Origin of the sequence: Nonomuraea maritima (genome assembly GCF_900100395.1) — a bacterium.
In the GTDB taxonomy this organism is placed as follows: Bacteria; Actinomycetota; Actinomycetes; order Streptosporangiales; family Streptosporangiaceae; genus Nonomuraea; species Nonomuraea maritima.
Window position 1 is genome coordinate 13,839 of record NZ_FNFB01000013.1, and the last position, 23,722, is coordinate 37,560.

Genomic DNA, 23,722 nt, shown 5'->3' on the forward strand with positions numbered 1-23,722 from the left:
CAGCGTCTTTCGCAGCCACACCGAGTATTGCGGTCGGCCATTTCCCGCTTTTTGCCCACATGTGAACGCCGTGTTAACCCAGCTCGGGATGACAGAACGTCAGGTGGCAGGCACCTTACCGGGGCGCGAAGGCGGAAAGCTCGGGTGCGGCCCGCCCGTCGAGGATCGCGCGTGCCAGGGCGTCACCTACGTACGGCGCCATGGTGAGGCCCGCCGCGCCGAACCCGGCGACGACGTGCACACCCGGGCGGTCGGGCAGCGCGCCGACGATCGGCAGCCCGCCGGACGGCAGCGGCCGCAGCCCGATGCGGGTCTCGATGAGCGTCGCGTCCGCCAGGCCTGGCGCGATGCGGAGCGCGTCCGCGAGCACCTGCCACTGGCCGCGGGCGGTGACCCGGACGTCGAACCCGCTACCCGTCTCCCGCGTCGCGCCGACCGCGACCCGGGAGTCGTCGAAGGCCACCAGGTAGTGGTGGGACAGCGGGTGGACAGACGGCCATCCGCTCGTGTCGTGACCTTCCACCCGAAGGTGGCTGATCTGGCCGCGCTGCGGCTCGACACCCGGCCGGACGCCGAGCGGTTCCAGCAGGTCGGCCGCCCAGGCGCCGACGGCCACCACCACGTCGTCGGCCTCGATCTCGTCGGTGCCGACCACGACGCGGGGCATGCCGCCGCCGCCGGGGAGCAGCCGGGCGGCTCCGGTCAGCCGCCGCGCGCCATGGCGGGCGGCGCCCTCCAGCAGCGCCTCGCACATCGTCCGTCCGTCGACCCGGGCGCCGCCCGAGATGAACACGCCCTCCAGGTCGGGCGCCAGCACCGGCACGAGGGCGCGCACGTCGTCGCCGCCGAGGCGGCTCACCTCGCCCGCGACCCCGCCGGACGCGCGGGCGCGGGTCTCGGCGCGGGCCTGTGCCTCGTCGAGGACGGCGGGGTCCTCGTGGACGACGAGGGCGCCCGTGCGCCGGTAGTCGGTACGCAGCACCCCCGCCTCGGCGAGCAGCCCGACGACCTGCGGGTAGTAGGCGGCGCCTGCCGCGTACAGGTCGTAGAGGGGGCCCTCGACGGTGGAGGCCCACGGCGCGATGATGCCCGCGCTCGCCTGCGTGGCCTGTCCTGGCAGACCGGGGTCGGCGACGGTGACGTCCGCCCCGCGGCGGGCCAGCGCGAACGCGACCCCGGCGCCGGCGATCCCGGCGCCGACGACGATGACCCGGCGACCTTCCATGATCGCCAAGTCTAGCGACGGACCGGAGGGAACCCGCTTGCGGCCCCCTGGACCGGGTAGCACCTGGCACGACAACCGTCAGCAAACGAGTGAGCGTCGCCGGCCCCCACGACGGCTCGTACGCGTGGAGCCTGGAGTGGAGTGGAGTGGACCCGTCCGCCGCGGTGTGGTGGCTGACGATCCTCGGCATCGTCGGCCTGCTGCTGTTCGACTACGTCTTCCACGTACGCCGGGCGCACGTGCCCAGCCTGCGCGAGGCGTCGGTCTGGTCGGCGCTCTACGTGGGCGTCGCCCTGCTGTTCGGGGTGGGCGTCTGGTGGTTCGGCGGCTCGGGCCCTGGCGCGGAGTACTTCGCGGGGTACGTGACGGAGAAGGCGCTGTCGGTGGACAACCTGTTCGTCTTCCTCGTCATCATGTCGAGCTTCAAGGTGCCGCGCGCCGAGCAGCAGAAGGTGCTGCTGATCGGCATCACGCTCTCCCTGGTGGCGCGGACGGCGTTCATCCTGGTCGGGGCCGCGCTGATCAACCTGTTCGCGTGGGTCTTCTACCTCTTCGGCCTCATCCTGCTGGTCACCGCCGGCAACCTGCTCAAGCCGGAGAGCGAGGAGAGCCACGCCCCCGACAACGTCCTGATCCGCTTCGCCCGCAGACACCTGCGTACGACGGACGTCTACAACGGCGACCGGATGTCCACCGTCGTGCACGGCAGACGGGTGCTGACGCCGATGCCGCTCGTGATGATCGCCATCGGCGGCACCGACATCATGTTCGCGCTCGACTCGATCCCGGCCATCTTCGGCCTGACACAGAACGTCTACCTGGTCTTCACGGCCACCGCGTTCTCCCTGCTGGGCCTGCGCCAGCTCTACTTCCTCATCGACGGGCTGCTGGACCGGCTCATCTACCTCGCGTTCGGGCTCGCCTTCATCCTGGGCTTCATCGGGGTCAAGCTGATCCTGCACGCGCTGCACGAGAACAACGTCCCGTTCATCAACAACGGCCGGCCGGTGCCGGTCATCGAGATCAGCACCGGGCTCTCCCTGGTGGTGATCATCGTGGTGCTGCTGGTCACCGTGCTGGCCTCGTTGTTCAGCCCGAAGGGCGTGGCGCAGAACGCGATCTCGGCGGCGCGCCGGCACGCGCTGGAGTACCTGGTCGTCGAGCGCGACCCGCACGTCAGGGAGGAGATCTTCCAGCGGCTGCTCGCCGAGGAGGCGCAGCTGCGCAAGCTGCCGGAGAAGTACGTGCGGCGCATCAGCGACGACGAGCAGCTCGTGGCGTTGCTGCGTCGCGCCCACGACGAGCACGACCGCACGCGCGAAGCCTGAGCCCGCACACGTCGGGAAACCTCACCACGCGCGGCCTGTCTGCGCTGCGACGCCCGCTGTATCGTGGTGAATCTTGCCCTTTTCTCCGGCCCCGCATCCTTGGTCTCGCTGCCGCCTCCACCGTGCCGCGACAACGTTCATGCAACCTCCATGCGTTCAACTCAGGAAGTGGCGAAAGACATGAGGATCCTTTCCGATACCCGGAGCGCACAATGACAGAACCCGCCATGGAGACCGTCGACTCCTTCGGCATCACGGCCGAGCGTCTTTTCGCGGACCTGTGGGCGCGCAAGGTGTTGACGGTCAGGGAGCGCCGGCTGCTGCTGCTCGGGCTGCTCGTCGGACAAGGACTGCACGACCAGACGACTGTTCAGCTCGACGTCGCCCTGCGCGCCGGGGAGCTGACCGAGACGGAGCTGCGCGAGGTGGTGGTGTTCCTGTGCCACTACGCGGGCTGGGCCCGGGGCTCCCAGCTCAACGAGCAGGTCGAGACGTTGATCGACAACGTCAGGCGGGCTCGATCCGGTACAGCGGACCCTGCAGGCTGAGCGCGTAGAGCTCGCCGTCGGGGCCTTCACCGAACGACGAAAGCTGCTCGACCTGTCCGACCACGGCCGCCGCCTTGAGGTCGTCGACGGGGGCGGCCCTGACCCACCCGGCGCAGAAGTCGCCGTACAGGAAGTGCCCGCGCAGCCACGGGATCTGCCGGCCGCGGTAGACGTGGCCGGCGATCACCGAGCAGTTGCCGCCCTCGCCGAGCGGGTAGACGATCACCGGCTCGGCGAGGTCGCGCCCCTCGCCGTCGCGGTAGGCCTGGTCGCCCTCGCGCAGGTTCCAGCCGTAGTTCTCGCCGCCGCCTGAGCCGGTGGGCTGGCGGTTGACCTCTTCGCGTTCGTTCTGCCCGACGTCGCCGATCCACAGGTCGCCGCTCTCGCGGTCGAAGGTGAAGCGCCAGGGATTGCGCAGTCCGTACGCCCAGATCTCCGGCCGCGCTCCCTCCCGTCCGGCGAACGGGTTGTCGTCGGGGATCTTGTACGGCCTGCCGCGCGGGTCGATCCGCAGGATCTTGCCGAGGAGCGTGCCGAGGTTCTGCCCGTTGCCGCGCGGGTCGCCCGCGCTGCCGCCGTCGCCGAGGGCGACGTAGAGGTGCCCGTCGGGGCCGAAGGCGAGCTGACCGCCGTTGTGGTTGGCGTACGGCTGCTCCTGGGTGAGCACGTCGCGCCGGGCGGTGGCGCGGGCGCCGTCGTAGGCCCACTCGGTGACGTGGGTGCGGCCCTGCGCGTCGGTCCAGTCGAGATAGAGCCAGCGGCCGGTGGGGTGAAAGGCCACGCCGAGCAGCCCCTGCTCGTTGCCGGTGCTCACCTCGCCGGACAGGTCGATCACGGTGGCGCCGTCGGAGGTGCGCAGCTTCCCGCCCTGCTCGGCGACGTAGAGGCGGTCGTCGCCCTCGCGTACGGCAAGGGCCACGGGCTGCTCCAGCCGGGCGACCTCGCGGAACCGCAGCTCGCCGGAGCTCGCGGAAGACGAGCCGGTGGGCGCGGCGGTGCTCGGCGCGGGCGCGGCGGTGCTGGGCGCGGGCGCGGCGGACGGCCCGGCCGGTGAACACGCGGTGAGGGCCACAAGAGCGATGAGGGCCACGACGGGGCGCACATCGTCATCCTGCCATGAACGTTAAGGTTCAGACATGCCTACCGCACTGATCACCGGCGCGACCGCCGGCCTCGGCGCCGCCTTCGCGCGGCGCCTGGCCGCCGACGCGTTCTCGCTCGTCCTCGTGGCGCGCGACGAGTCCCGTTTGGCCCGGTTCGCCGACCAGCTCAAGCTCAGGTACGGCGTCGGCGTCGAGGTGCTGCCCGCCGACCTGGCCACCGAGGACGGCCTGGCCGCGGTCGAGGCGAGGCTCGGCGACGGCGTCGACCTGCTGGTGAACAACGCGGGGTTCGGCCACCCCGGCCGCTTCCCCGAGGTTCCCATGGCCGACGAGGTGCGCATGCTGAAGCTCCACTGCGAGGCGGTGCTGCGGCTGACGCTCGCGGCGCTGCCCTCCATGCGGCGGCGCGGCCGGGGCGCGATCGTCAACGTGGCGTCGGTGGCGGCGTTCTTCCCGCGCGGCACCTACAGCGCGTCGAAGGCGTGGGTGGTCAACTTCAGCGAGTCTGCCAACGCCGATCTGGGCAACCCCCGCATCCGCATCATGGCGTTGTGCCCCGGTTTCGTACGCACCGAGTTCCACCAGCGGGCCGCGATGGACACCTCGGGCATCCCGGGGTTCCTCTGGCTCAAGGCCGACGACGTGGTGCGCGCCGCGATGCGCGACCTCGCGCTCGGCAAGAGCGTGTCGGTGCCCGACCCCCGCTACAAGGCGATCGTCGCCGTCGGCCGGTACGTGCCGCGCGGCGTGCAGGCGATGGTGTCGGCGCGCATCGGCCGCTGAGGCGTACAGGTAAGGGGCCGTTCGCACACGAAACGGGCCCCCGCCGCGGGAGGGGGTCGCGGTGGGGGCCCGGGCGGCCGTGAGCTGGGCTCACGGCCGGGAATCTCAGGTCAGCGGTTGGCCTCGTGGCCGATGGCCAGGCCGCTGGCCGAGTCGAAGAAGTGCAGGTTGTGCGTGTCGAGGACCAGGTCGATGGTCTGGCCGGGGCGCACGTGGCTGCGGGCGTTGACGCGGGCCGTCCACAGCGACTTGTCGCCGGTCAGCGGCAGCGCCGCCTCTTCGTCGTCGCCGGTGTCGGCGGCGGCGACGGTGTCCTTGTGCTCGACCGGCGGGGCGTCGATGAGGAACAGCACGTTGATCTCGGAGCCCAGCTCCTCGGTGACCTCCGCCTTGACCGGCAGGGTGGCCCAGCCGTTGGCGTGGTTGCCGGCCGAGTTGGCGTCCTCGAAGTCCGACGGGCGGATGCCGAGGATGATCTTCTTGCCGATGTAGTCGTCGAGGCCCGGCTTGTCGGTGAAGGTCGCCTCGGGGATCGGCAGCCTGATGTCGGCGAAGGTGACGGCGGCGCCGTCGTCGTCGCGGACCAGCTCGGCGGTCACGAAGTTCATCGCGGGCGAGCCCATGAAGCCGGCGACGAACAGGTTGACCGGCTTGTCGAACAGGTTCTGCGGGGTGTCGACCTGCTGCAGGATGCCGTCGCGCAGCACGCAGACCCGGTCGCCGAGGGTCATGGCCTCGACCTGGTCGTGGGTGACGTACACGGTGGTGACGCCGAGGCGCTCGTGCATCTGGTTGAGCGAGGCGCGCATCGAGACACGGAGCTTGGCGTCCAGGTTGGACAGCGGCTCGTCCATGAGGAAGGCCTGCGGCTCACGGACGATGGCGCGGCCCATGGCGACACGCTGGCGCTGACCACCGGACAGAGCGGCAGGCTTGCGCTTGAGGTAGGCCTCGAGGCCGAGCATCTTGGCGGCCTCGTTGACCCGCTTCTGGATCTCGGGCTTCGGCATCTTGCGGAGCTTGAGGCCGAAGGCGAGGTTCTCCTCCACCGTCATGTGGGGGTAGAGCGCGTAGTTCTGGAAGACCATCGCGATGTCGCGGTCCTTCGGCGGCAGGTGGTTGACCACCTTCTCGCCGATGGCGATCTCGCCACCGCTGATGTCCTCCAGACCGGCGATCATCCGGAGCGCGGTCGACTTACCGCATCCGGACGGACCGACCAGCACCATGAACTCGCCGTCCTTGATCTCAAGGTTGAGTCCGTTCACGGCCTTCACGCCACCGGCGTAGATCTTGTCGACGTTCGTCAGAACGATGGATGCCATGACATTCCTTCGCGCTCCAGGGCAGCCGGCCGACATCGGCCGACATTGCTTACGCGCCCCACTCAGGTGGATACGTTTTCAAGCATCTCACCCGAAACGGACATGGGTGTCAAGGGTTCTCGCGTGACCAGGCGTTGTGGAGCGGTTTGCTGTCCGTTTCCGTGAAACCATGATGGAATCGTTTCCATGAATCGGCGAGTGACGATCAAGGATGTGGCCGAGGCGGCCGGTGTGGGCGTCGCGACCGTCTCCCGTGTGCTGTCGGGCGGCTCGGCCAGCCCGCAGACGCGCGAGCGGGTCCTGGCCGTCGCCGCGCAGCTCGACTACCGGCCGAGCGCCCTCGGCCGCAACCTGCGCCAGCGCCGTACGGGCGGCATGGGCCTGCTCGTCCCCGACCTGACCGACACCTTCTACGGACAGCTGTCCGAGGGCGTGCTCGCCTGCGCCCGATCGGCCGGCGAACCGGTCGTGATCGGCTCCACCGGCGGCGACCCCGAGCAGGAGGCCGACCTCATCGGCATGCTGCTGGAGCAGAGCGTCGACCGGCTGATCGCCGTGCCGTCCGGCGACGCCGAGACGTGGGCCCCGGCGCTGCGCGCCGGTATGACGGTGGTCTTCGCCGACCGCCTGCCCAGCGAGGGGACGCACGAGGACGACGACACCGCGGCGCTCGCCGTGCACGACCTCATGCTGCTCGACGGCCTGCCGCCGGCGCCGCGCGGGCGGCCGCTCGACGTGCCGTCGGTGGTGGCCGACGACCGGGCCGGCATCCGTACGGCCGTCCGCTACCTGCGCGGGCTCGGCCATCGGCGCATCGCGTTCCTCGGCGGGCCGGGGCACGACCGGCGGGCGGCCGCGTTCCGTGAGGCGGTGGGCACGCCGGTGGACGACGACCTCGTCGTGTTCGCCACCGGCTCCCGCGACTCGGCCTACGCCGCCGCCTCCAGCCTCTTCCTGAGCCGTCCTGATCTGACGGCCGTGGTGGCGGGCGGCAACGTGCTCGGCGAGGCCGCGGTGCTCGCGGCCCGCGAGCTCGACCTGCGGGTGCCTCGGGACGTGTCGCTGGTCATGTACGACGACGTGCCGTGGGCCGAGTTGTGCTCACCGCCGCTGACGGTGGTCGCGCAGCCGGGGCGCGACATGGGCTACCGGGCGGCCGAGCTGGTGATGCGCTCGGGCGGGCGGCGTCCGCGCGACGTCGTCCTGCCCACCGAGCTGATCGTCCGCGGCAGCTGCGGGCCTCGCCGTCCCTGAATCTGATATCGGGACGAGATCTCCGCCTGCGATGATCACGCGGCCCGGCCGCGTTCCGTCCCGAGGAGATGCCCCATGAGGCTCTGGGTGCTCGCCCTGACGATCACGTGCGTGGCCGCGGTCGTCCCGCCGTCGGCCCCGGCCGAGACCCGCCTCGACCCCGTCGCCGCGCTACGCGTCCAGCTGGCGAGCGGCACCGGCGTGACGGCCACGCAGGTCACCACCTTCACCGAGCCCGGCGAGAAGCCGAACACCTACCGGGATTCGGGGGTGCACCGACTGGCGAACGGTGAGGTCGTCGCGAGCGAGACCCTCAACCGCACCGACGGCACCTACTGGATACGCAGGATCGACTTCAAGGACCGGTACTACGAGCAGCACCGTGACCAGCATCGGTACCTGCCTGCGGGGAAGAGCTGGTCGATCATCGAGGTGAAGCAGTCCCTCGCCCTGACCTGTGGCCATCTGCGGCTGAGCCACCCCGCGACGCTCAAGGCCCTGCTCTCCGGTGCCACGGGCAAGCGCCCGGCCGGCGTGCACGACGGCACCCGCACCACCCTGTACGAGGGAGTCATCACCTTGGGTGAGCTCACCGAGGTGGACCCAGACGTCCGTATCGGCCGCAACAGGCCCACAGGCGCTTACCTGCAGGTCCGCATCAACTGGCAGCTCTGGACAGGGCAGGACCAGCTCATCCGCCGATGCCACAGTTCCTCCTGGCAGCCCGGCTTGCTGGGAGAGGGAGAGGACACCTTCGACCCCGTCCAGGAGGTCGTCGACGTCCGCCTGTCGCGGTGGGGGCACGCTGCCGACATCCGGCCTCCCGCGGCCGATCAGGTGGCGACGCTCGACGAGCTCACGTTCCCCGACAAAGACCCTGCCGACTCCCCCTGAGTCAGGCGGGGGCTCCGGTGTAGCGGCGGGGCAGGACCATCATCGGGTTGTCGTCGAGGATCACGTCGGGCGGGCCGAAGCGGGCCGCGACGTCCCTGATGTGTGGCTCGTCCAGGATGAGCAGGCGGCCGTGCTCGATGAACACCTCACCGTCGACGATCACGGTGGGCCGGTCCACCTGGCAGTCGCAGTGCGCGAAGCCGGGCCCCGTGGTGACCGGCTCACCGTCGGTCAGGCCGTCGAGGCCGCAGTAGAAGGCGCCGGCGTGCTTCTCGCGTTCGAACTGCGAGCCGCCGGCGATCCGCACCTTCGGGTTCAGCCCGATCAGGCCGTGGCGCATGTAGAAGCCCCCGGGGGCGTACCGGCGCAGCTGCGCGGCCGCCGTCCCGCCCTCGATCTTGCGGACCAGGTTGCCCTCGAGCGTGATGCGCAGCGGCTCCTCCGGCACGCCGGTCGCGGTCGACTCCTCGACCACGAGCACGCCCTCGGTGTCGGTCGGCCAGAAGTTCGCGCCACCGTACGGGAACGGCCGCCAGTCGCCGGGCCGCATGGCGCCGGGGTCGGGGTCGAACGCGAACCCCGAGAACGTCAGGTCGGTCCCCTTCGCGGACGTCACCCGGATCTCGCGCGCGGCCGACAGCTGCCGCAGCGTCCGCTCCAGCAGCGCGTAGAAGACCTCGGCGGGCAGCCGTCCGCCGGTGAGCAGCGCCCCCGCCGTGGCGGTCATGTGCAGGGACAGGAAGCGCGAGGAGCGCGACTTGATCTGGTCGAAGAACAGCGGCGCCGTGTGCACCTCGCCCCACCAGGTGCCGCTGATCACGACGTCGGCCTCGTGGAAGGCCGCGGTCTCGATCGCGTACGACGCCTGCCGGTCCCATCCGCCGGGGCTGAACGGGGGCACCGACAGGATGCGCACGTCGGTGTCCCGCAGCGCCGCCGCCGCGGCGATGGCCTGCACGACGACCGGGTCGACGGTGTGCTCCATCATCAGCAGCACGCGTTCACCGGACGACAGCCGTACGTACTCGCAGAGGTTGCGCACTCCGGGCATCAGCTCCACGATCGAGTACGGTCCCACGGCCGGCTCGGCGGCGTAGCCGACGGGCGATCCTGCGTACGGGTTGGTCGTCATCACACTCTCCTCGGCGGGCGTCCGAGTGACCGATACCCCCGCTTCGCGCGCCCTGCGCGCGAGCGGGACGACCTTTGACCGGTCGGCCCTCCGCCAGACGAGTCGTTTACCACGACATTCCCCCATAAGGTCTCTTGCTGTGCTGCACGGCAGACAGGCGGAGATCGCCGCCATCGACGAGCTGATCGCCCGAGCCCACGGAGGCGAGGGCGGCGCGCTGGTGCTGCGCGGCGAGGCGGGTGCGGGCAAGACGGCGCTGCTCGACCGGGCGGCCTCCGGGGCCGGGGCCATGCGGGTGCTCGAGGCCGTCGGCGTGGAGGCCGAATCCGACCTGGCGTTCGCCGCCCTGCACCAGTTGCTGCGCCCGGTCACCGGGCTGCTGGACGCGCTGCCAGGTCCGCAGCGGGCGGCGGTGCGCGGGGCGCTCGGCCTCGCGGCCTCTGGCGATCGGTTCCTGCTCGGGGCGGGGGTGCTGTCGCTGCTGGCCGAGGCCGCCGCGCCCGACGGGCTGGTCTGCGTGGTGGACGACTTCCAGTGGGTGGACCGCGCCTCGGCCGACGCGCTGCTGTTCGCGGCCCGGCGCCTCGGCACCGAGCGGGTCGCGCTGCTGCTGACCGTGCGCGGGGACGCTCCGGTCAAGGGCGTGCCGTCGCTGGACGTCGGCGGGCTGCCCGAGGAGGCGGCGGCCGGGCTGCTCGACGCCCTGGCGGGCGGGACGATCGCCGCCGGGGTGCGGCAGCGCCTCGTGACGCTCACCGCGGGCAACCCGCTCGCGCTGCGCGAGACCGTACGGCGGCTGAGCCCCGACCAGCTCGGCGGGCGCGAACCGCTGCCCGACCCGCTGCCCGGAGGCAGCCGGCTGTTCGGCGAGCGGGTTGCGGCGCTGCCCGCGCCGGTCCGGCGGCTGGCGCTGCTCGCGGCGCTGGAGGGCGACCTCGGCACGGTGCTGCGCGCGTCGGGGAGCGCGGGACGGCCGGCGCTGGACGAACTGGAAGCAGCCGGGCTCGCCCACGTCACGGGCACGTCCGTACGCTTCCACCACCCGCTCGTCCGATCTGCGGTCCACGAATCCGCCACCCCCGCCGCCCGCCGCACCGCCCACGCGGAACTCGCGGCGGCCACCGAACCACAAGCCCATGACACGGGGGCCGCGGACACAGCGGCCACCGACCGGGAGGCTCCGGACACGGGGGCTTTCGCGGATCGGCGGGCCTGGCATCTGGCGGGGGCCGCGCTCGGTCCGGACGAGTTCGTCGCGGCCGAGCTCGCGCGGGCGGCGGCCCGTGCTCGGGACCGGGGCGGCTACGGCGCCGCCGCCGTCGGGCTGGCCAGGGCCGCCGACCTCACCCCTGCCCCGCTCACGCGCGCCGGGCGGCTCAAGGACGCCGCCGTCTCCGCCTGGCTCGGCGGCCTCCCTGGACGGGCGCAGTCGCTGCTCGCCGAGGCCCGCCGGCACGCGGGCGGCGACGCGGCGCTCGAGTCGCAGATCGCCCAGCTCCGTGGACGTTTCGAGCTGAACTCAGGCGACGCCTCCGAGGCCGTCCGAATCCTGTCCGCGGGCAGCGGCGCCGCCGCGAGGTCGGCGGATGGGCTCGCGCTGTTGGCCGACGCCTCGGAGGCGGCGGCGTACGTGGGTGACACGGCGGCTCTGATCGAGATCGGGCGGCGGGCGGAGGCTTACCCCGAGGGTTTCCTGCGGGACGCGGTCGCCGGGGTCGGCGCGGTGCCGGCCGGCCGCGAGGACGGGCCCGGCCTGCTGCGGCGGGCGCTCGCCCGTACCGGGGAGCTGCGGGACGCGGCGGAGTTCCTGTGGGCGTCGGCGGCGGCCAGTCAGCTGGGCGAGGCCGACCTGTCGGCCGAGCTGATCGGCCGGGCCGGACGGGTGGCCCGGGTGTCGGGCATGACCGGGCAGCTCCCGGTGGTGCTCGAGTACGTCGCCACGGCCGAGCGCATCGCCGGGCGGCTGGCGGAGAGCCAGGCCGTCTCCGAGGAGGGGCTGGAGCTGGCCCGCGAGGCCGGATACGTCAACACCGTGGCCGCCCACCAGGCCAACCTGGCGGCGGTCGCGGCGCTGCGCGGGCAGGAGGAGATTTGCCGAAGGCACGCCCACGAGGCGCTGGCCATCGCCCTCCCCCACCGGGTGGGGCTGCGCGCGGGCACGGCGGCGTACGCGCTCGGCATGCTCGACCTCGGGCTGGGCCGGTTCGACGCGGCGCACGACCGGTTCTGCGCGCTCGTGAACGCGGGTCCCGGAGCGGGACATCCCTCGGTGGTGTGGCGTTCGACCCCCGACCGGATCGAGGCGGCCGTCGGCGCGGGCGACCTGAACGGCGCGCGGACGGCGCTGGAGGCGTACGAGCGGTGGTCGGCGCACGCGGCGACGGCGGAGTCGCGCGCGCTGCTCGCCCGCTGCCGCGCCCTCGTCGCCCCGCCGGACGGCGAGGAGGCGATCGAGGGGTTCGCCGAGGCGCTGCGCTCGCACACCAACCCGTACGAGGCGGCGCGGACCGCGCTGCTGCTGGGCGAGCGGCTGCGCCGGGCGCACCGGCCCGGCGAGGCGCGGGCGCGACTGCGGACGGCGCTGGAGACGTTCCGGCAGGCCGGGGCCGAGCCGTGGGCGCGGCGCGCGCACGCCGAGCTGCGGGCGGCGGGCGAGAGCGCCGAGGCCCCCGCGGGATCGGTCCTCGACCTGCTGACGCCGCAGGAGCTGCGCATCGCCGGGCTGGTCGCCGACGGCCTGTCCAGCAAGGAGATCGCCGCGCGGCTCTTCCTCAGCCCGCGTACGGTCGAGTACCACCTGTACAAGATCTATCCGAAGCTCGGCATCGGTACCCGTACGGAACTGGCGAGGCTGGTAGTTCTACGGAAGGCGCCGTAGGGCGGCCGGCGGCATGCTGGGCGACATGCAGATCACCTTGTGGAGCGAAGAGTTCGGCGCCGCCACGGACGCGCCGATCCTGCTGGTCATGGGTTCGATGTCGCAGGGCGTCCTGTGGCCGGACGCGTTCGTGGGCAGGCTCGCGGCGGGCGGCCGGCGCGTGATCCGGTACGACCACCGCGACACCGGCCGGTCCGACACCGTCGACTTCGACCGCGACCCGTACACGTGGGAGGACATCAAGGACGACGTGCTGCGGGTGATGGACGCGCACGGGCTGGACAGCGCGCACCTGGTGTGCCATTCGGCGGGCGGGCTGCTCGGGCAGCTGCTCGCCGTGGAGCACCCGGAACGGGTGCGCACGCTGACCGTCATCGGTTCCTCGCCGCTCGGCGAGGGCGAGGGCACGGTGCTCGTGCGGGCGCTGATGGGCGAGCCGCAGCCGGCGGGCAGCCTGCCGGAGCCGGCCCCCGAGTTCGTGGCCTTCTACCGGCAGCTCATGGCCGCCCCGCCGCCCGCCGACCGGCGCGAGCGCGTGGAGTCGATGATCGCCGAGCAGCGCGTGCTGCACGGCACGGGGCTGCCCTTCGACGAGGACGACGCCCGCCGCCTGCAGGAACGCGTCCACGACCGGGCCCGCGACCTCGCCGCGGCGGCCAACCACCGGCGGGCCGCCATGGCCAGGCCGGACTTCGAGCCGGTGGGCCGGCTGCCCGAGATCACGGCACCGACCCTGGTCGTCGAGGGCACTCACGAGCCGGTCAAGCCGGGCCACGGCGCGCTCGTCGCCGAGCGGATTCCTGGGGCGCGGCTGCTGACGATCAAGGGCCTGGGGCACACGCTGCCCGCCGAGGTGCACGAGGAACTCGCCGCGGCCGTCCTCGCGCACACGGCGGAGTGACGGTCAGAGGAGCTTCTCGATCGCCGAGGTGACGGCCGGGTCGTCCGGGGTGGTACGGGGGCGGAAGCGGGCCACGACCCGTCCGTCGCCGTCCACCAGGAACTTCTCGAAGTTCCACTGCACGTCCCCGGTCTCGCCGGCCTCGTCCTGGGCCTGGGTGAGCTGCTCGTACAGGGGGTGACGGTCGGGGCCGTTGACGTCGGCCTTCGCGAGCAGCGGGAAGTCGACCCCGTACGTGGCGCTGCAGAACTGCTGGATCTCCTCCGCGCTGCCGGGCTCCTGGCCGGCGAACTGGTTGCACGGCATACCGATCACCGTGAAGCCGCGGGGGCCGTACGCGCGCTGGAGTTCGACGAGGGCCGCATACTGCGGGGTCAGGCCGCAGCGGGAGGCCACGTTGACGACGAGCGCCGCCTTGCCGGGCGCGAGCTCGCCGAGGGTGGTGGGTGCGTCGGCGAGGGTGCGCAGCGGGATGTCCTTGAGGCTCATGCTCTGAGACTACAGAACCGGTAAACCACCGTTTACCGCCCCAACCGAATGCCACTAAATCGGGATATGAAGCCATTGGTGGACCGGCCACGCCGGACCTCGTGTCGCGCCCCGAGCCGCTTCCCTCCCACCGAACGCGGCAGACCAAACCCCACGCTTGCGCGCTTGTCGCGTCAAGCCTCTCCCTGCCGGGCGACGGGACGGGCAAACCCGTCCCAGTGGGACGACCTTTCACCCGCAACGATCACACAAACGTCTGTCCTTCGCGTGTCACTCTGTGTGACCAGTGGTTACTAACCGTATTAGGAATCGTGCTAGAGGACACGTCGTGGTGCCCTCCGGGCCGCCCAGCACGAACGGGTGGAAAAGGTCCCGGATGGCCGCGCGGACCCTCCGCGTCCGAGCCACGGACGCGGGCCGGCAGCAGGCGCCGCTTGACAGCGCGCCCGTCCGCACACGACCTGACAGCAAGGAACGTCTTGGACAGCAAACGTGTGCTGAGCAGCACTCTCATCTCCGTAACCGCAATCACGGCGCTGGGCACCCCGGCACTGGCCGAGACCGAGGCCCGCCCGCCGATCCAGGTCCGCACCTGGCTCACGCCGGCCGTTCCGCAGACACCGTCGCGGCTCCCGGTGAAGACCCGGACCTGGACCACGTCCGCGCAACCGAAGCTGGCCTCGATCTCGCCGGCCAACAGGAACAAGAAGATCGCCCTCGGCCATGTCGTCCGCCGCTCGTGGAACTACCGCGAGTTCCGCTGCCTGGACAACCTGTGGACCCGCGAGAGCGGGTGGAACCACCGGGCGCACAACCGTTCGTCGGGAGCGTACGGGATCCCGCAGGCACTGCCCGCCGGGAAAATGAGCGTTTCCGGCCGCGACTGGCGGTCGAATCCCGAGACGCAGATCCGGTGGGGTCTCGCCTACATCAAGGGGAGGTACGGCAGGCCGTGCGGCGCCTGGGGTCACTTCAGATCACACAACTGGTACTAGAGCGGCTCCGGAGGGCATCCGGCCCCGAGTCACCGGATGCCCTCCCGACGTCCCGCGTGCGTCCCGCGTTCGTCTCCGTCGCTCGTGGTCGCACACGGACAGCAGCCCCGACACAGCAGTGACCTCGGCGAACCCCCTCGACGGCTGAGCGAGCGCGGTCGATCCGGTGCGTCTCCGGGTGGCCGGCGAACTCGATCTGGTCGAGCCGCGTGTCGGCGACCGCACCGAGCAGGTGTCCTGCCGAAACCCCCCACCTTCACCCCTCCCCGGCGGAATCCGCCTCCTGAAGGCCGATCCCGCCCGAGCGGGCCTCACCCAGCCCCCGGCCCATGACGGGCGAAGGCTGGGAACCCGTTGCTCCGGGTACCGCTACCTCTCCGACGGCGGGGACGTGGCGGGTGCGCCGGGAAGCGCCGTGGGGGGCACCGTGATGGAGATCGTCGGCGTGGGTGTCGCGCCCTCCTGCGGCTTCTCCTCGGGCGGCTCCACCGGCTCAGGACGGCAGTCCAGCCGGCAGCCCGCGAACCTGGACGCGTCGATCGGCGTGAACTCCGAGGGCCGCACGCCCCTCAGCGCCGCGGCCATCGTGTCCCGCCAGATGGGCCCCGGGATGGTGGCGCCCTGGACGGAGCTGTAGTACCGGCCCCCGATGATCACCCCGGTCAGCTTGTGCCGCTGCGACCCCCTCGGGTCGCCCAGGCTGACGGCGCCCGCGAGGTCAGGGGTGAACCCGGCGAACCAGGCCGCCGCGTAGTCGTCGGTCGTGCCGGTCTTCCCTGCCGCGTCGCGGCCGATCCCGCCGTACGCGCGCATCGTCCCTTGCGTGAACACCCCGGACAGCACATTGGCGGCGGCGTCCGCGATGGCCGGCTCCAGGGCCTCTCTGCACCTCGGGCTGTAGCGGGTCGTCCGGCCGTCCCGGTCGGTGATCTCGGTGATGGCCATGGGAGCGCAGTACGTCCCGCGCGCCGCGACGGCCGCGTACGCCGTGGCGAGCGTCACCGGGTCGACCTCGTTGACGCCGAGGGTGAACGTCTCGAACTGGCGCAGCTTCTCGCCGTCCGCGCGGCGCACGCCCAGCGACCGGGCGGTCCTGACGGTGTCGCACAGCCCGACGCGCTCCTCCAGCCTCATGAAGAACGTGTTCACCGACCCCCAGGTGCCGGTCCGCAATGACTTCCAGCCGGCGGAGCCCTCGGCGTTGGTGACGGTGTGCGCCGGGTCGCCGACGTTCTTGCCGCCGCAGGTGCGGAACGTCGAGTACGCGGGCGCCCGGTACCCGTACGGCGCACTGAGGCCGTCGTCCAGCCGCATGCCCTCTTTCAACGCCGTGAGCAGGGTGAAGGTCTTGAAGGTGGACCCGGCCTGGAACCCGTCGCCGCCGCCGTGGGCCGCGTTCGCGACCACGTTGTAGGAGATCTCGTTCTTGACGGCGTCCGACCCGAAGCGGCGGCTCGCGGCCATCGCCCTGATCGCCCCGGTGCCCGGCTCGACCAGCGCCTCGGAGGCGACCGGCAGGTCGGAGGTGTGGACGTACCGCTTGATAGCGCGGTTGGCGGCGGCCTGCATGCGGGGGTCGAGCGTGGTGGTGATCGTCAGGCCGCCCCGGTTGAGCATGGCGAGCCGGGCCTCGGCCGTGGGGCCGAAGGCGCGGTTCCTGAGGATCTCGTGGCGGACATACAAGCAGAAGTACGGATTTTTGCTGGCTTCGCAGCCTCCGGGGAGCTTCGTGCCTTTGTAGCCGAGCTTCTCGGCCTTCGCCTCCTCGGCCTGCTCCTCCGTGATGGTGCCGAGCTGCGCCATCCGGTCGAGGACGACGTTGCGCCGCTTGCGCAGCCGCTCCTGCTGGGCCTCCCCGAGGTTGGGGTCGGTGGCGTTCGGATCCTGTACGGCGCCGGCCAGCGTGGCCGCCTGCGCCAGGGTCAGCTCGGCCGCCGACACCCCGAAGAACCGGCGGGCGGCGGCCTCGACGCCGTACGCGCTGGCGCCGAAGTACGCGATGTTCAGATATTTCGCGAGAATCTGGTCCTTGGTGTACTTCTTCTCGATCCCCATGGCGTACCGCAGCTCGTTGAGCTTGCGCGCGTACGTGGGGGCCGCGGCCGCGGCCCGCTCCTCCGGCGTGTCCGCCGAGTTGACCAGCACCTGCTTCACGTACTGCTGCGTGATGCTGGACCCGCCCTGGCTGACCCGGCCCGTCTGCAGGTTGGTGAGGAGCGCACGCAGCGTCCCCTCGATGTCGATGGCGCCGTGCTCGTAGAACCGGAAGTCCTCGATGGCCACGATCGCGGTGCGCATGATCGGGGCGATCTCGTCCAGGTCGACGATCTCGCGGTACTCCTCGTAGAAGCGGGCGATCTCGCCACCGGTCACGTCCCGCACGATCGTGACCTCCGCCGGCGGCGGCTCGGTCAGGTCGGCCGGCTTGAGGTTCATGTCGTACGCGGCGGCGAGGAACCCGATCCCGGCACCGCCCACGGCGGGGAACGCGAGGGCCGCGAGCAGGAGGCCCGCCGCCGTCCCGGTGGCGGCGAGCCGTCCGACGTACCCGCCCTGCTCCGACGCCAGCGCCTCCCTGGCGGCCCGCACCGCCCGCTCGGCCACCGGCCCGCCGTGCTCCAGCGCCACCCGCCGCATGCCGTGCGCCCCCTGCGCCCCCTGCGTCAGGCACCATCGAGCGGCGCGCCACCCCGACGCCAGGTCACGGCTGTCCAGCGGCAGACCCCGCCTGCCGAGGTGCTTCTCGGCAGGCGGGTTCTTCGCGGACCTGTGGTTCCCCCGTCCCGGCGCCGCTGCCCGCCGGGTGTCGCGTCTCCCCCGTCCCGGCATCAGAGCCTGCCGAGCCCGCGGGCGAGGATTCTGGCGGCGTCGGCCACCGCCTTGTCCTGGGTGGCGGCGTCGGCCGTGCGGCCGTTGGTGTAGATGGCCATGATCACGGGAGCCGCGCCCTTGCGCGGCCAGGCGACCGCGATGTCGTTGGCGGTCCCGTACGTGCCGCCCGTGCCGGTCTTGTCGCCGACCGTCCACGAGGCGGGCAGCCCGGCGCGGATCCGGGCCCCGCCGGTGGTGTTGGCCTTCAGCCAGCCGTTGAGCCGCTCGCGGTCCTTGGCGGACAGCGCGTCACCTGCGGTGAGCTGCCGCAGGTCGCGGGCGATGGCGGCGGGTGTGGTGGTGTCGCGCCGTTCCTTGGGGCTCCAGCTGTTGAGGTCGGTCTCCCAGCGGTCGAGGCGGGAGACCGGGTCCTTCAGCGTGCGGAAGTACCGGGTCAGACCGGCGGGTCCGCCGATCTGCTTGAGCAGCATGTTCCCCGCCGTGTTGTCGCTGCGGGTGATCGCCGCGTGGCACAGCTGCGCGATCGTCATGCCGTCCTTGACGTGCTGCTCGGTGATCGGCGAGTTCGGCTTGACCTCGGCCGCGCTCCACTTGACCACCCGGTCCATGAGGCCGGGGTCGCTGGTACGGGCCTTGTGCAGCACGGCCGCGGCGGCCACCGCCTTGAACGTGGACGTCAGCGGGAACCGCTCCCCCGACCGGTAGGCGAGCGCCTGCCCGGTGCCGCCGTCGATCACGTACGCCCCGATGCGGACCCCGAGCTGGCGCTCCAGGTCGCGCAGTTCCTTCTTGACCCGCTCCGCCGCGGTCGGCGCGGCGAGCGCGACCGCGTGGGCCGCGGGTGCCGAGGAGGCCGCGGCGGCCGGGCCCACGACCAGGGTGCCGCCCGTGAGAAGGGCGATCATCAGAGCGGCGGCTTCCAGCGCGGCCGAGCCACGGCGGGCGCGGAGGTGTCGCATGTCATGTCCTCACTGTCGTCTGCTGGCTGTCCTTCAGAGGTGAGGAGCAAAGCAGACGCGATCATCCGATGTCTAATAGCGATATCACAAACAAACTCATATCCGTTTGCGCATGACACGAGGTCAGAGGCGGTCTTTGCGAATCACCAACAAGCTCATCAGACCCGCGAACATCAGCCCTCCGGCGTGCACGCACAGCGTCGCGACGACGCCGATCCGATCGCCGAGCACGCCCGCCAGCGCCAGCCCGAGCAGCGAGGTGGCGGCCTGGGCGCTGACGAGCAGCCCGAAGAGCGCGCCGCGCCGGTGTTCCTGGGCGGCCCGCTGCGCGAGCGTGGTCAGGCCCGCCATCGCCGCCGCAGCCGGCACCCCGGCCACGGCGATCAGCACGAGGGCGGGCCACAGCGCGGGCCACGCGAGGGGATAGGTGAACAGCGCCAGGTCGGCCAGCCCGAACACGACGGTCCCCCACCCGAGCAGCGACCTCGGGGACGCACCTCCCGGCCAGGCGGCGACCGCGAGTCCGCCGGCGATGCCGCCGACCGCCTGCACCGACAGGAACAGCCCGTACGCGTCGCCGTCCCCGCCCAGCACGTCGGCCACGAACGGCGCGGCGAGCGTCGCGAAGATCCCCTCCCCCGTCCCGGTGATCACCATGTACGCCACCAGCGGCCGCACGCCCATGTTGCGCAGCAGGCCCCGCCACGACCCGCGTGCGTCCGCCGTCGCGGCCCGCGCCCGCTCGGTGGGGCGCAGGCGCGCCAGCAGCAGCGCCGAGAGCAGGAAGCTGGTCACGTCGATCCAGACGACGGCCCCGAGCCCGCCCGCCTCGACCGCCACGCCGCCGACCACCGCGCCCAGCAACCGGGCCGCCTGGCCGCTCTGTCCGTGCAGGGCGTTGGCCCTGACGAGCTGCGCATCGGGCACGAGCTGCGGCAGCAGCGCCCTCTGCGCGGGGAAGAGGACGGTGCTGATCACGCCCGTCCACAGCGCGACGGCATAGACGATCCAGAGGTGGGCCGGCTCGCGTACCGCCAGCAGGGGCAGCAGGCCGACGGCGAGCAGCAGGTCCGCGACGACGAGCAGGCGGCGGCGGTCGACGCGGTCGGCCAGCGTTCCGGCGAAGGGCGAGAGCAGGACGTCCGGTAATCGCGAGATCAGCAGCATGGTCGCGGTGGACAGCGTCGAGCCGGTGAGCTGGTAGACGTGAAAGGCCAGGCCCGTGCTGATCGCCCAGTCACCGGTCTGCGACACCAGCCCGGCCACCACCAGCCGCCGATAGTCGCGGTTGCCGAGGAGCGAACCCCGGATCCCACCCGCTCTCCGCACGCCGCTGTCCGCGTCGGTTGTGTGGGGGGCGGGCGTGTGGGGGGCAGGCGTGTGGGGGGCGGACGCCGCTGCGGCGGGCGTCTTCCGGTCGGGAGCGTCCGCGCCAGGTGTCTCTGCGGCGGGCGGCTCGGGGTCAGTCATCGGAGCCGGCCGGTGGGAGGGGCAGGAGCATCTGGGCCAGCAGCACGGGCCTTGCGCCCTCCGGGCGGGACGAAGGGTCGAGTGCCCGCGCCATCAGCGGTTCCAGCAGGCCCATGAGGGTCTCACCCACGTCCGTGAGCTCCTCGACCGTGGCGTAGAGGTACGTGTTGCCGACGTGGCCGGCCTCCCGCCACTCGTCGGGCTCGTCCTGGCGACGGCGCTGCCATTCGGCCAGCCAGGTCAACGCCCGCTCGGCGATGACCTGCTCCAGCAGGCCCCGCGCCGCACTGGCCTCGGCGCTCCAGGCGTCGGACGACCACTGCTGGACGTGCGTGGTGACCTTCCACGGCCGTTCGCGCTCGTCGCGGGCCTCGGCCTGCTCGACGAAGCCGTACCTGGCCAGTTGCCGCAGATGGTACGAGGCCAGCGCCTGACTGACGCCGACCTCGCGGGCCGCGTCCGCGGCGGTCGCCGGACCCGCGCGCATCAGCAGCTCGTGCAGCGCCAGCCGGACGGGATGGGCGAAGGCCCGCATGGCGGCCGGATCGTCCAGGACCCGACGCGGCCCCATGGATTCCAAAGACATGTTTGGAATCGTGGGCGCACAGCGGAGTACATGTCAAGGAATTCTTTGGGAAACGATGCACCTTTGATCACCGAGTGCTACGATCGGCCCATGACTGCCGGGTCGGCCATGGGCCGTACACAGAACGGGCGCCCGGCCGCTGCTTGATCACCGCGCGGGCGAGAGGCCCGCCCTCGTTGCGAGAAGTGCTGAGGAAGCCACTCGCAGCGGAAGGAGGTGACATGCATGAGCTGGCAGAACTTCATCGCCCGCCACCAGGTCGGTGACGTCGTCGACGGCGTGGTGACCGCGCGGATGCCGTTCGGTTCGTTCGTCGAGTACGACGGCGTCACGGGTCTCGCGCATCAGCAGTCGTGGCCCGTCGGCGCCCGCGTATCGGTCAAGATCCTCGCGATCGACCCCGAGAACCAGCGGTTCAGTCTGGCCGCCGCCTGACGTAGGCGCTGATCAGGGGGAAACGGACTCCCCCGGATCAGCGCTCCCCGAGCGCCCGCGGCGCCCGGCCGCACCATCGTACAAACGGGTGCCGTCCGGAACTCTGCGGTCACGTCACGTGTCCGAGTCGTTGGGTAGGGTCGAGTCATGCGTCCCCTCAAGAGCCGGTTCCTACCCCTGGCCCTGTTCGCCGCCGGTGTGTTCGCCGCCGGTTGCAGCGACGTCAACAACACCATCGACCAGGCGCAGGCCTGCCTGGAGGCCCCGAAGATCGTCGCCGACCTCGGCACCCAGCTGACCCAACTCGCCAACGACCCCCAGGGCATGGACAAGGCCCTCGACGAGGCCGCCACCAAGCTCAACGAGGTGGCCGACACCGCCGCCAACACCACGCTCAAGGAGGCATCCGACAGCCTGGCCGCCACGCTGACCGGCATCACCGTGACCGACGTCAACGGCGCCGTCGACGCGGCCCAAAAGGTCGCCGGTGAGAGCGCCGCGTACGTCGAGAAGGTCGCGCAGGCCTGCGGCGTCAGCTGAGCAATCCCAACATCTCTAGGGGAAATGGGGACGAAATAGCGTTCTACCCATGGAACCCGACCCGCGTTTTACCTTGGCCAACGAACGCACCTTCCTCACCTGGCTGAGCACGGCGCTGGCGCTCAGCGCGGGTGGGGTCGCCATGGCGGCGGTGCCGCCCGACGTGTTCGTCCCCTGGATCCGCACGACGCTCGCCGTGGTGCTCGTGACCCTGTCGGCGCTGGCGGCGGGCATGGCCTACCCCCGCTGGCGCAACATCCAGCGCGCCCTGCGCAACCAGGCGCCCCTGCCTCCCCCGGCGCTCGCCGCCGTCTTCGGGTACGGCATCGCGGGCGTGGCCGCGGCGGCCCTCGTCCTCATCGTCGTCTCCGGCCGAGCATGACGGCCGAGGAAGAGATCTGGGACGAGGGGCTGCAGAGCGAGCGCACCCGCCTGGCCTGGGTGCGCACCGCCGTCGCCCTCTCCACCGGCGGGATCGGCGCGGCAGGGCTGTCCTTCAGGCACGGCCTCCCGGCCGTCGCCGGCGCCGCTTTCGCACTGGCGGCCCTCTGCGGCGCCGTGCTGCTGATCAGGACGAGGCTGCGCTTCCGACGCGTGCAGCAGGCCCTGCACGCGGGACGATCACCCGACAACAACCTCGATGCACTATTCGCCTGGTTTGGCACGTTATGTGTAGTTGTGGGCGCTATCACCTTTGTTCTGAGTAATGACTGAGTGTGCCGACGGGAACGAAACAAGGAGGCGGAGATTCGAATCGGGGGGTGAACTCATTGGAAGAGTTCCACAGGACGGTGCCTTTCGGCTGCCGGCGCTGCTGGCACGTATGGGAAGAGCACTACATCGTGAGGCGTCTCGACGATCAGCACGGCAACGCGGGGGAGGTCTGGCTGAAGGGCGAGGTGTGCGTGCCGCCGCCGTTGGCCGGCGCCATCTGTCCCCGGTGCGGCAGCCCGCAGGCCGCCACGTTCCCTGAGGGCTATCTGGCCCACCATCCGGAGGCGATCCCGCCGGCCGAGCCGGCCACCCCTGACCCGACGCCGCTCATCAGCCCGGTGCCACGCAGGCCCGCATACTGACACAGATGGTGAGCATTTCCTAACTCAGGGTGTCGGAATCCCGTCTTGAACGGCGTACGAGCCCAGACGGACACTCAGGGCGCAGACGGCGGATCCTAGCCTCGGGGGTGGTCCCCAATGCCGGACGAGTTCGTGACCCATGAGATGTGGCCGTTCGAATGCCTGCGCTGCTTACACGTGTGGGAGGTGCGCTACGTCGTCAAGCACCTGTCCGACGCGTACGGCAACGAGGCGGACATCTGGCTCAGCGGTGGTGTACCCGCGCCGCCGCCGTGGGCGGGCACCTCCTGCCCCGGCTGCGGCGCGTACCACGTCACCTGGTTCCCCAACGGGTATCTGGCGCGTCATCCGGAGCTCGTGTCCGGCCCGGAGCCGGAGCCGGAGCCGGTTCGCGTACCGGCCGTGACGCGGGTGCCGGCCCGAGCGCCCGCCGCCCGGCGGAGCGCACGGCCCGGCAGGCTGGCGGTCGCACTCGGCGTCCCGCTCGCCCTCTTCGTCGGCTACGAGGTGTACATCAACCTCGGAGCGGTCCACATGGGCCACTGAACGCTCACGCGGGCACCACGGCCACCGCCTCGACCTCCACCAGGATCTCGGGCGACGCGAGCGCGCTCACCACGATCAGCGAGTGCGCCGGCCAGTCGCCCTCGGGGAACCAGCGTTCGAACGCCTCGACGCGTCCTGCCCGGCAGCCGGCGAGGTGCTCCTGGCCCGCGACCATGGTGAAGAGCTTGAGCAGGTGCCGCGGGCTGGTTCCGGCCGACTCGAGCAGCGCGCCGATGTTCTCGTAGATCTGGTGGGTCTGCGTCTCGGCGTCCGTACCGGCGAAAGCGCCGTCGGGCAGGGTGCCGACCTGGCCGGAGACGTAGAGCAGTCGCGCGCCGGCCGGGGCGGCGGCCAGGTGGCTGTACTGGCCCACCGGTGCGCCGACCTCCGCAGGGCTCCAGCGCTGGATCATCAAGGCTCCTC

At 71.7% G+C, this 23,722-nt stretch carries 24 protein-coding genes; 14 read left to right on the forward strand and 10 right to left on the reverse strand.

Features of this window, described 5'->3' with window-relative positions; all coding sequences use genetic code 11:
* Positions 1-115: 115 nt before the first annotated feature.
* Positions 116-1,225, reverse strand: coding sequence for an NAD(P)/FAD-dependent oxidoreductase (locus tag BLR04_RS20960; RefSeq protein WP_090767850.1), 1,110 nt, complete (start codon positions 1,223-1,225; stop codon positions 116-118).
* An 89-nt stretch (positions 1,226-1,314) separates the two neighbouring features.
* Between BLR04_RS20960 and BLR04_RS20965 the strand changes: the two genes are divergently transcribed.
* Complete coding sequence (locus tag BLR04_RS20965; protein WP_245740389.1) at positions 1,315-2,553, forward strand: TerC/Alx family metal homeostasis membrane protein; 1,239 nt, start codon at positions 1,315-1,317, stop codon at positions 2,551-2,553.
* 212 nt (positions 2,554-2,765) lie between these two features.
* Positions 2,766-3,101 (forward strand): carboxymuconolactone decarboxylase family protein, encoded by a 336-nt coding sequence (locus tag BLR04_RS20970; RefSeq protein ID WP_143022123.1) that lies wholly within the window; start codon positions 2,766-2,768, stop codon positions 3,099-3,101.
* On the opposite strand, the gene BLR04_RS20975 is transcribed toward BLR04_RS20970, so the two are convergent.
* Positions 3,061-4,203 carry a PQQ-dependent sugar dehydrogenase gene (locus BLR04_RS20975; protein WP_218129097.1) on the reverse strand — a complete coding sequence of 381 codons (1,143 nt, stop codon included), beginning with the start codon at positions 4,201-4,203 and terminating at the stop codon, positions 3,061-3,063. The genes BLR04_RS20970 and BLR04_RS20975 overlap by 41 nt on opposite strands.
* 34 nt (positions 4,204-4,237) lie before the next feature.
* On the opposite strand from BLR04_RS20975, the gene BLR04_RS20980 reads away from it, so the two are divergent.
* A complete protein-coding gene (locus tag BLR04_RS20980; protein WP_090767859.1) occupies positions 4,238-4,987 on the forward strand; it encodes an SDR family NAD(P)-dependent oxidoreductase in 750 nt (249 codons plus the stop codon).
* A gap of 110 nt (positions 4,988-5,097) precedes the next feature.
* Here BLR04_RS20980 and BLR04_RS20985 read toward each other — a convergent pair whose 3' ends face one another.
* Positions 5,098-6,312 carry an ABC transporter ATP-binding protein gene (locus BLR04_RS20985; protein WP_090767862.1) on the reverse strand — a complete coding sequence of 405 codons (1,215 nt, stop codon included), beginning with the start codon at positions 6,310-6,312 and terminating at the stop codon, positions 5,098-5,100.
* Between the two features lie 186 nt (positions 6,313-6,498).
* Here BLR04_RS20985 and BLR04_RS20990 point away from each other — a divergent pair, with 186 nt between their 5' ends.
* The gene (locus BLR04_RS20990; RefSeq protein ID WP_090767863.1) at positions 6,499-7,566 is read left to right on the forward strand and encodes a LacI family DNA-binding transcriptional regulator; all 1,068 of its coding nucleotides are present in this window, start codon (positions 6,499-6,501) and stop codon (positions 7,564-7,566) included.
* A gap of 75 nt (positions 7,567-7,641) precedes the next feature.
* Positions 7,642-8,460: a hypothetical protein gene (locus BLR04_RS20995; RefSeq protein ID WP_090767865.1), complete on the forward strand. Its 819-nt coding sequence runs from the start codon at positions 7,642-7,644 to the stop codon at positions 8,458-8,460.
* A gap of 1 nt (position 8,461) precedes the next feature.
* On the opposite strand, the gene BLR04_RS21000 is transcribed toward BLR04_RS20995, so the two are convergent.
* Positions 8,462-9,592 (reverse strand): 2,5-dihydroxypyridine 5,6-dioxygenase NicX family protein, encoded by a 1,131-nt coding sequence (locus tag BLR04_RS21000; protein ID WP_090767868.1) that lies wholly within the window; start codon positions 9,590-9,592, stop codon positions 8,462-8,464.
* Between the two features lie 139 nt (positions 9,593-9,731).
* Here BLR04_RS21000 and BLR04_RS21005 point away from each other — a divergent pair, with 139 nt between their 5' ends.
* Positions 9,732-12,470: a helix-turn-helix transcriptional regulator gene (locus tag BLR04_RS21005; protein WP_090767871.1), complete on the forward strand. Its 2,739-nt coding sequence runs from the start codon at positions 9,732-9,734 to the stop codon at positions 12,468-12,470.
* Positions 12,471-12,495: 25 nt separating this feature from the next.
* On the forward strand, positions 12,496-13,371 hold the full coding sequence (locus BLR04_RS21010) for an alpha/beta fold hydrolase (RefSeq protein WP_090768318.1): 876 nt from the start codon (positions 12,496-12,498) through the stop codon (positions 13,369-13,371).
* Between the two features lie 3 nt (positions 13,372-13,374).
* Here the strand turns inward: BLR04_RS21010 and BLR04_RS21015 are convergent, their stop codons facing one another.
* Complete coding sequence (locus BLR04_RS21015; protein WP_090767874.1) at positions 13,375-13,860, reverse strand: glutathione peroxidase; 486 nt, start codon at positions 13,858-13,860, stop codon at positions 13,375-13,377.
* Between the two features lie 479 nt (positions 13,861-14,339).
* Between BLR04_RS21015 and BLR04_RS21020 the strand changes: the two genes are divergently transcribed.
* The gene (locus BLR04_RS21020; protein WP_245740391.1) at positions 14,340-14,855 is read left to right on the forward strand and encodes an aggregation-promoting factor C-terminal-like domain-containing protein; all 516 of its coding nucleotides are present in this window, start codon (positions 14,340-14,342) and stop codon (positions 14,853-14,855) included.
* Positions 14,856-15,224: 369 nt separating this feature from the next.
* Here BLR04_RS21020 and BLR04_RS21025 read toward each other — a convergent pair whose 3' ends face one another.
* The 4 genes from BLR04_RS21025 to BLR04_RS21040 all read right to left on the reverse strand — a co-directional run bounded on the left by BLR04_RS21025 (position 15,225) and on the right by BLR04_RS21040 (position 20,702).
* Complete coding sequence (locus BLR04_RS21025) at positions 15,225-17,492, reverse strand: transglycosylase domain-containing protein (protein WP_090767877.1); 2,268 nt, start codon at positions 17,490-17,492, stop codon at positions 15,225-15,227.
* 191 nt (positions 17,493-17,683) lie between these two features.
* Positions 17,684-18,646, reverse strand: a complete 963-nt coding sequence (gene bla / locus BLR04_RS21030) for a class A beta-lactamase (RefSeq protein WP_090767880.1) — start codon at positions 18,644-18,646, stop codon at positions 17,684-17,686.
* 123 nt (positions 18,647-18,769) lie between these two features.
* Positions 18,770-19,975 carry an MFS transporter gene (locus BLR04_RS21035; RefSeq protein WP_176903206.1) on the reverse strand — a complete coding sequence of 402 codons (1,206 nt, stop codon included), beginning with the start codon at positions 19,973-19,975 and terminating at the stop codon, positions 18,770-18,772.
* Positions 19,976-20,108: 133 nt separating this feature from the next.
* A complete protein-coding gene (locus tag BLR04_RS21040; RefSeq protein WP_090767886.1) occupies positions 20,109-20,702 on the reverse strand; it encodes a winged helix-turn-helix domain-containing protein in 594 nt (197 codons plus the stop codon).
* A 225-nt stretch (positions 20,703-20,927) separates the two neighbouring features.
* On the opposite strand from BLR04_RS21040, the gene BLR04_RS21045 reads away from it, so the two are divergent.
* The 6 genes from BLR04_RS21045 to BLR04_RS21070 all read left to right on the forward strand — a co-directional run bounded on the left by BLR04_RS21045 (position 20,928) and on the right by BLR04_RS21070 (position 23,299).
* On the forward strand, positions 20,928-21,137 hold the full coding sequence (locus BLR04_RS21045) for a S1 RNA-binding domain-containing protein (RefSeq protein ID WP_090767889.1): 210 nt from the start codon (positions 20,928-20,930) through the stop codon (positions 21,135-21,137).
* 147 nt (positions 21,138-21,284) lie between these two features.
* Positions 21,285-21,677 (forward strand): hypothetical protein, encoded by a 393-nt coding sequence (locus BLR04_RS21050; RefSeq protein WP_090767893.1) that lies wholly within the window; start codon positions 21,285-21,287, stop codon positions 21,675-21,677.
* 49 nt (positions 21,678-21,726) lie between these two features.
* Complete coding sequence (locus tag BLR04_RS21055) at positions 21,727-22,059, forward strand: YidH family protein (protein WP_090767895.1); 333 nt, start codon at positions 21,727-21,729, stop codon at positions 22,057-22,059.
* Complete coding sequence (locus BLR04_RS21060; RefSeq protein WP_090767898.1) at positions 22,056-22,391, forward strand: DUF202 domain-containing protein; 336 nt, start codon at positions 22,056-22,058, stop codon at positions 22,389-22,391. The genes BLR04_RS21055 and BLR04_RS21060 overlap by 4 nt, the downstream gene beginning before the upstream one ends.
* Before the next feature lie 128 nt (positions 22,392-22,519).
* Positions 22,520-22,753, forward strand: coding sequence for a hypothetical protein (locus BLR04_RS21065; RefSeq protein ID WP_143022126.1), 234 nt, complete (start codon positions 22,520-22,522; stop codon positions 22,751-22,753).
* A gap of 117 nt (positions 22,754-22,870) precedes the next feature.
* On the forward strand, positions 22,871-23,299 hold the full coding sequence (locus BLR04_RS21070) for a hypothetical protein (protein ID WP_090767904.1): 429 nt from the start codon (positions 22,871-22,873) through the stop codon (positions 23,297-23,299).
* Between the two features lie 4 nt (positions 23,300-23,303).
* Here the strand turns inward: BLR04_RS21070 and BLR04_RS21075 are convergent, their stop codons facing one another.
* Complete coding sequence (locus BLR04_RS21075; RefSeq protein ID WP_090767907.1) at positions 23,304-23,711, reverse strand: RidA family protein; 408 nt, start codon at positions 23,709-23,711, stop codon at positions 23,304-23,306.
* Between the last annotated feature and the right edge of the window lie 11 nt (positions 23,712-23,722).